We start from the raw sequence: 6,804 nt of genomic DNA on the forward strand, positions 1-6,804 counted from the left end.
TCCCAAGTTTACCATTGATTAGTATGAAAAAAATTACCTGTCGGTTCTGGATATTAGCACTCTGTGTGTTTACCCTTGGATCCTGCTCAAAGGAAAGTCTTGATGAAGGAGAGACTTCCGATTTAGTATCGGTTGTTGCTCCTGTCAGTTATAATGAGATTGAATTAAACATTATGGATCTTGTTAACGATTACAGGTTTAGCAAGGGTTTAAATGAGCTGGATTATAAAGATGAAGTATCCTGGCAGGCAGAAGATCATAATTTTTATATGATCCAGAAGAATAAAGTGAGCCACGATGGTTTTGCAAACCGTTATTCATCTTTGGCAGAATCTGTAGATGCAAAAGCAGTGAGTGAAAATGTTGCCTTCGGTTATAATACTGCTGAAGCTGTAGTGAAAGCTTGGATAGAAAGTGAAGGACACCGGAAGAACATGGAAGGTGATCTTACCCACTTCGGAATCTCTGTAAAAGAAGATGCCAACGGGAAAAAATACTTTACTAATATTTTTGTTAGAATATAATTTTTGCCCCTTATTTAAAAATCCCCCTTTTCTCATGTTTGAGTTAATTAAAAAACGAGGCCTTTGGACCTCGTTTTTCGTGGTTGGTTAGATAGAGCCTATTCCATCCGGACCACATTAAAAATGGATCTTCTGTTTAACTGATGTTGTTTTTCACTGCAGGTATCGCAATCCACATCGGGTTCCAATTCTCCGTAGCCTTTGTAAGTTACAATTCTTTTTGGAGAAATGCCTTTAGAAATGAGGTAGTTATAAGTAGATAGTGCCCTTCTGTCTGCTAATTTCCTGTTATACTCTATGGAGCCTCTAAAATCTGTATGGGAACCTATCTCGATCACCAGGCCGGGATACTCATGTTTCATCAGGTTAACCAGTTTATCTAATTCGGCAGCAGCATCAGCACGAATGTTATGTCTATCAAAATCAAAATAGATCTTATTAATTTCTGCTAAATATTCTACATCGTTTATGGGAGACAATTCAATGTCATAGATAAGCTCTGTTTGCTCATCCATATTGAAACTGTTCACTGTACCTGATTTTTGGTCGTACTTTATGTGTTTTGCTTCGATAGGGTACATGAAGTCTCGACGGATTTCTTTTTGATAAAATCCAAGGCTGTCGGTTTCTAAAAAAGCGATCTGGTTACTGTTTTCATCCATCAGCCTTATTGTGGCTTTAGCAATAGGTTTTCCGTTAATGGAATCCGTCACGGTTCCTTTTAACATCAGAGGCGCTAGCATTTTCATTTTGTAAATATCATCACCTCCCTGTCCGCCGGGCCTGTTGGAAGCAATAAAGCCTTCGGAAGTTTCTTCGGAAGAGACAGAAAACGAAAAATCATCCAGATTACTGTTGACGGGTTCACCGAGATTGTAAAGGTTTTTCTGACTTTCCAGATCGATCACGAAAATATCCAGCATTCCGAAACCCTTATGCCCATCGGAAGAAAAATATAATTTAGCATCTTCAGAAGCAAACGGAAAAACCTCGTTTCCGGCAGTGTTTATGTGAGGGCCAAGATTTTCAGGAGTGCCAAAAATGTCATTTTCAATGTTAACTTTATAAAGATCAGATCCTCCAAATCCGCCCGGGGCTTCAGAAGCAAAATACAGCATTTTTCCATCTTTTGAAAGCGCAGGATGTCCAACTGAATAGTTGTTATTGTTAAAAGGCAGCTCGTGAATGTTGGTCCAGTTGCCATCCACCAAAGAAGCTTTGTAGATCTTCAAATGGTTAACATTGTCCTTATCTTTTTTTCCGTTCTTATTGTTGATATAGTTGTTCCGTGTGAAATACATAGTCTTTCCGTCTTCAGAAATCACCAGCGGACCTTCATGACGTATAGAATTCACATCTCCGGAAAGGGACTGTACAGTATCACTTTTTGAACTGGTATATACATCGAGAAAAGGTTCTCCATTCCAGTCATAGATCTTCGGATTTTTCGCTCCTTTAGCCCTTGCGGAAGTGAAATAGATCACTCCTTTGTTTTCATAAGCTCCAAAATCACTGAAACCTGAGTTAAATTGTACCGGCAGTACCCTGAAGGTTTCCAGGCCCGGAAAAATATTTATCTCATCTTCATTAAGGTGATTCTTTACCAGGTTCAGATTTTTTCCTTCTTGTTGATATTTCTGAAGCCAGTTTCTGGATTCTTCATATTCCCGAACCCCACGCAAAACCTGGGCATATTTATAGTAATATTCCGGAGAAATTTCCGGTTGTTGAACCACTTCAGCATATAATGCAACAGCCCTTTCTGGATCTCTTAACTGAAGATAACTATCGGCCAGTTTCCTCTGATTATAATCTTTATTGTATTCCTTTTCCAGAAGCTCACGGTAAACATCTATTGCTTTTGTGTATGCAAAATTCTCATACAACCGATCTGCTTTCTTTTGCTTTCCCGACTGCGCAGAAAATACAAACGACTGGCAAATAAAAATAAATAGTAGAAAGTAGTTTTTATTCATAATCCGGGGAGTTATTTAAAAGAACCTTGGGGATTTGTATTTAGTGTTTTGTCTTCGGAATTCATAGATCAACAGGATCTCGTGGGTACCGGAAGTGTAAGGCTGCAAATCTGAAACAGAATACTCATACGCATATCCAACCCTGAAGGAAGGAACTATCTGGAAATCAACAAAGGCTCCCACAGCATCGTCAAACCTGTAATTTGCGCCAAAATAGACTTTCTCATCATAAATAAGCGTGCCCGAAATATCCAGCGAAAGTGGAGCTCCTTTTGTTGCTTTCAACAGCGTGGAAGGTCGTAGTTTCAGAGATTCATTAAGATCAAAAACATAACCACCGGTTAAATAATAATGTACCTGTTCCAGCGCCACATATTCACTGTGGTTGTTGTTGTCATTGTTCAGTAGTTTCGGAGCAGAAAATCCGATGTACCAGTCCTGCGCAGAAAGAAATAATCCGGCGCCAAAATTGGGAGTCCACCGGTTAAAAGTGTCTCCGTTAAAAAAAGGATCATCGGGCACATCTGTCAGAAGTTCTTCATCCAGGTTGTAATAGCTCATTCCGGCTTTAATTCCGAAGGAAAGGGTGGTGAATGCACTCAGATTAATGGTATAGGAAAAATCTCCGTAGGCATAGGTGTAATTCTCGTAACCTGCTTTGTCATTGATAATGGAAAGTCCGAGGCCGATTTGTTCATTCCGAAGCGGGGAGTGGATGGACAGCGTCTGCGTTTTTGGCGCACCTTCCAATCCTGACCACTGACTCCTGTGAAGCCCAACCACAGATATGGCATCCCGGTTTCCTGCATACGCCGGATTTATCGAAATGGTGTTATACATATACTGCGTAAACTGCGGCAGTTGCTGCGCATACGTCGTAACACCGGCAAACAGGATAAAAATTATGATATAGAATCTTTTCATTTCCAACAAGTTATTTTGTTCCCAGGTAGATGTAGCTTTGAATTGGTTCAAATCCACTTTGGTTGATATTTATAATATAATAGTAGGTTCCTGCAGGGAGTTGATTTGAACCGGTCACCGAACTACTGGAAGTTCCATCCCAGTCATTCTGGTAATTTCTGGCTTCATACACTTTATTACCCCATCTGTTAAAGACCTGTAGGTCGTATGAGAATCCGCAGTCAATATCAAGTCCAACAGTAAAGAAATCGTTGCGGTTATCACCGTTTGGAGTAACAGTCTTGGAAATACTGCCTATAATATCTTCAACACCACAAGGAAGCACGATACAATCATCATTAATATTTACCTGTACAGTCGTCGTGGTAGAGCAGGCACCGTCATTGATCACATAATTAAACGAATACAACCCGACCTGAAGCAGGGAAGGTTCAATTGCACCGTCTTGTAGTGCCCCTGTTTGCTGCGGATCTTCCCAGGTTCCGGTTTCATTGAATTCGCCGACCAGAAGATCAGATAATTCAAAAGTCACATCTTCAATACAAAGATCGATAGTAGTTGTTTCTATTTCATTGGAAGCAGGATTTACATTTACGGTCTGGGTATATACAGCTTCATTTCCGGGGCAATCTGTTACAGTCCAGGTTCTGGTGATGGTAAAACTTCCGTTTTCTGCATCTGTCATAGTTTCTTCAAACTCGACATTTACTTCGGAAGAACAATTATCGGTGAACTCCAGTTCCGGAGCCAAAGGAATTTCTTCACAAGTAATATTGATTACTTCCTGAAGCTCGCTCACTAGTGTTGGAGCCGAATTATCTTCTACGGAAATGATCTGCGTGTGAGAAATAGCATTTCCGCTAATATCTGTGGCTGTCCAGGTTCTTGTAAGAAGATATTCTGAAGCACAATCTGAAGGCACCATTTCTTCGGAAAATGTCACATTCACCCCACAATTATCTGCTGCATTTAAAGTTGCTGCTTCCGGAATGTTGTTACATTCAGCACTAACATCCTGAGGTAAAGCTGAAGTCCATTCAGGAGCTGAAGTATCTTCAATTATAACCTTTTGAGTAGCGGTGGAAATATTTCCGTTCCCGTCATCGAAAGTCCAGGTGATAGAATACTCACCACTCTCGGTATAGTTTAGCGGATCCTGGGTTGTACCTGTGATCTCCCCGGCGCAACCGTCTGTTGCAACAGGAACGGTAATGTTTACTTCACAATCTCCGGTAGCATCGGCAATAAACGGAGCAGTTGGAGCGATGTTATCAACCACAGTTACCGTGAAAGTAGTAGTTACTTCGTTTCCTTCAGCATCGGTTGCTGTGTAGGTCACAGTAGTTTCACCAAGTGGGAAAACTTCTCCTGAAGCTAAACCTTCAGTTAATGTCACAGTTACACCATCACAATTATCAGTGGCAGTTGGCAGTTCATATTCCACAGTTGCAGAACATGAATCTACATCTACATTTTGAGTAATGTTTGAAACTGAAGTGATTTCAGGATCCTCATTATCAGTTACTGTTACATCAAAGCTACAGGTTGCAGTATTTCCGGAAGCATCTTCCACCTGGAAAGTTACAGTCGTAGTTCCCACAGGGAAAACTTCTCCTGAAACCGGACCGGCAATTTGAGTTACAGTTACATCTCCTGAATTGTCATCACCTTCTGGAGTTGTAAATTCTACCACCGCGCCACAGATTCCGGCATCAACATTTACGTTGATTGGAGCAGGGCAGGTGATTGTTGGATCTTCATTATCGGTGATGATTACGTCAAAGCTACAGGTAGCGCTGTTTCCGGCAGCATCGGTTACTACAAAAGTGTTGGTAGTGGTTCCCAATGGGAATTCACTTCCTGAAGGAAGTCCGGCAGTTTGTTCAACGGTGAACTCGCAGTTATCAGAAGCTACAGGAGCATCGTAAGTTACAACTGCAGTGGTTCCACCGGAAATTACAGTATCAAAAATGTCATTTGTACAAACAATTTCAGGAACGATATTATCAACCACGGTTACAGTGAAAGTAGTAGTTACTTCGTTTCCTGCAGCATCAGTCGCTGTGTAAGTCACAGTAGTTTCACCAAGTGGGAATTCACTTCCTGAAGCTAAGCCTTCAGTTAAAATTACTTCAACCCCTTCACAATTATCAGTGGCAGTTGGTAGTTCATATTCCACAGTTGCAGAACATGAATCCACATCTACATTCTTAGTGATGTTAGCAACTGAAGTGATTTCAGGAGCTTCGTTATCATTTACAGTTACATCAAAGCTACAGGTTGCAGTGTTTCCTGAAGCATCTTCCGCCTGGAAAGTCACAGTAGTAGTTCCCACAGGGAAAACTTCTCCTGACACCGGACCGGCGATCTGAGTTACAGTTACATCTCCTGAATTGTCAAAACCTTCCGGAGTTGTAAATTCTACAACTGCGCCGCAGATTCCTGCATCAACATTTACGTTGATTGGAGCAGGACACTCAAGCGTTGGATCTTCATCATCCGTGATAGTCACATCAAAGCTACAGGTAGCAGTGTTTCCGGCTGCATCAGTTACCACGAAAGTATTGGTAGTGGTTCCCAATGGGAATTCACTTCCTGAAGCTAAACCTTCAGTTTGTTCAACGGTGAACTCGCAGTTATCAGAAGCTACAGGAGCATCGTAAGTTACAACTGCTGTAGGTCCATTTTCTCCAACAGTTTGAGAGATATTTCCAGCACAGGTGATTTCCGGAGCGATATTATCAACCACAGTTACAGTAAAAGTGGTAGTCACGGTATTTCCTGCAGCATCGGTAGCAGTGTAAGTTACTTCAGTAACTCCAAGCGGGAATTCACTTCCTGAAGCTAAACCTTCGGTTAAAGTAACTTCCACACCTTGACAATTGTCGGTGGCAGTCGGCAATTCGTATTCCACAGTTGCAGAACATGAATCCACATCTACATTATGAGTGATATTGGCAACTGAAGTAATTTCAGGAGCTTCGTAATCATTTACAGTTACTTCAAAGCTACAGTTTGCAGTATTTCCGGAAGCATCTTCCACCTGGAAAGTCACAGTAGTAGTTCCCACAGGGAAAACTTCTCCTGACACCGGACCGGCAATTTGAGTTACAGTTACATAACCTGAATTGTCAAAACCTTTAGGAGTTGAGAATTCTACAACCGCGCCGCAAGTTCCTTCATCAACATTTACGTTAATAGGAGCAGGACACTCAAGCGTTGGATCTTCATCATCGGTGATCACTACGTCAAAGCTACAGGTAGCAGTGTTTCCGGCAGCATCGGTCACCACGAAAGTATTGGTAGTGGTTCCCAATGGGAATTCACTTCCTGAAGCTAATCCGGCAGTTTGTTCAACGGTGAACTCGCAGTTATCAGAA

At 41.5% G+C, this 6,804-nt stretch carries 4 protein-coding genes; 1 reads left to right on the top strand and 3 read right to left on the bottom strand.

Annotation, left to right across the window (positions count from 1 at the left end):
- Positions 1-23 precede the first annotated feature (23 nt).
- Positions 24-524 carry a CAP domain-containing protein gene (locus IE056_RS08320; protein ID WP_189604232.1) on the top strand — a complete coding sequence of 167 codons (501 nt, stop codon included), beginning with the start codon at positions 24-26 and terminating at the stop codon, positions 522-524.
- A gap of 98 nt (positions 525-622) precedes the next feature.
- On the opposite strand, the gene IE056_RS08325 is transcribed toward IE056_RS08320, so the two are convergent.
- The 3 genes from IE056_RS08325 to IE056_RS08335 all read right to left on the bottom strand — a co-directional run.
- Positions 623-2,500, bottom strand: coding sequence for an OmpA family protein (locus IE056_RS08325; protein WP_189604233.1), 1,878 nt, complete (start codon positions 2,498-2,500; stop codon positions 623-625).
- A 15-nt stretch (positions 2,501-2,515) separates the two neighbouring features.
- A complete protein-coding gene (locus tag IE056_RS08330) occupies positions 2,516-3,424 on the bottom strand; it encodes a PorP/SprF family type IX secretion system membrane protein (RefSeq protein ID WP_189604234.1) in 909 nt (302 codons plus the stop codon).
- A gap of 10 nt (positions 3,425-3,434) precedes the next feature.
- Positions 3,435-6,804 (bottom strand): HYR domain-containing protein (locus IE056_RS08335; protein WP_189604235.1); only part of this gene is annotated, 3,370 nt, incomplete at its 5' end.

The sequence above is a fragment of the Salinimicrobium marinum genome (assembly GCF_014651535.1).
GTDB classification, from domain to species: Bacteria; Bacteroidota; Bacteroidia; order Flavobacteriales; family Flavobacteriaceae; genus Salinimicrobium; species Salinimicrobium marinum.

Bases quoted from the DNA above. Each gene is read 5' to 3' on its own strand.
- IE056_RS08330 (WP_189604234.1), bottom strand. From the start codon at position 3,424: ATGAAAAGATTCTATATCATAATTTTTATCCTGTTTGCCGGTGTTACG.
- IE056_RS08325 (WP_189604233.1), bottom strand. From the start codon at position 2,500: ATGAATAAAAACTACTTTCTACTATTTATTTTTATTTGCCAGTCGTTT.
- IE056_RS08320 (WP_189604232.1), top strand. From the start codon at position 24: ATGAAAAAAATTACCTGTCGGTTCTGGATATTAGCACTCTGTGTGTTT.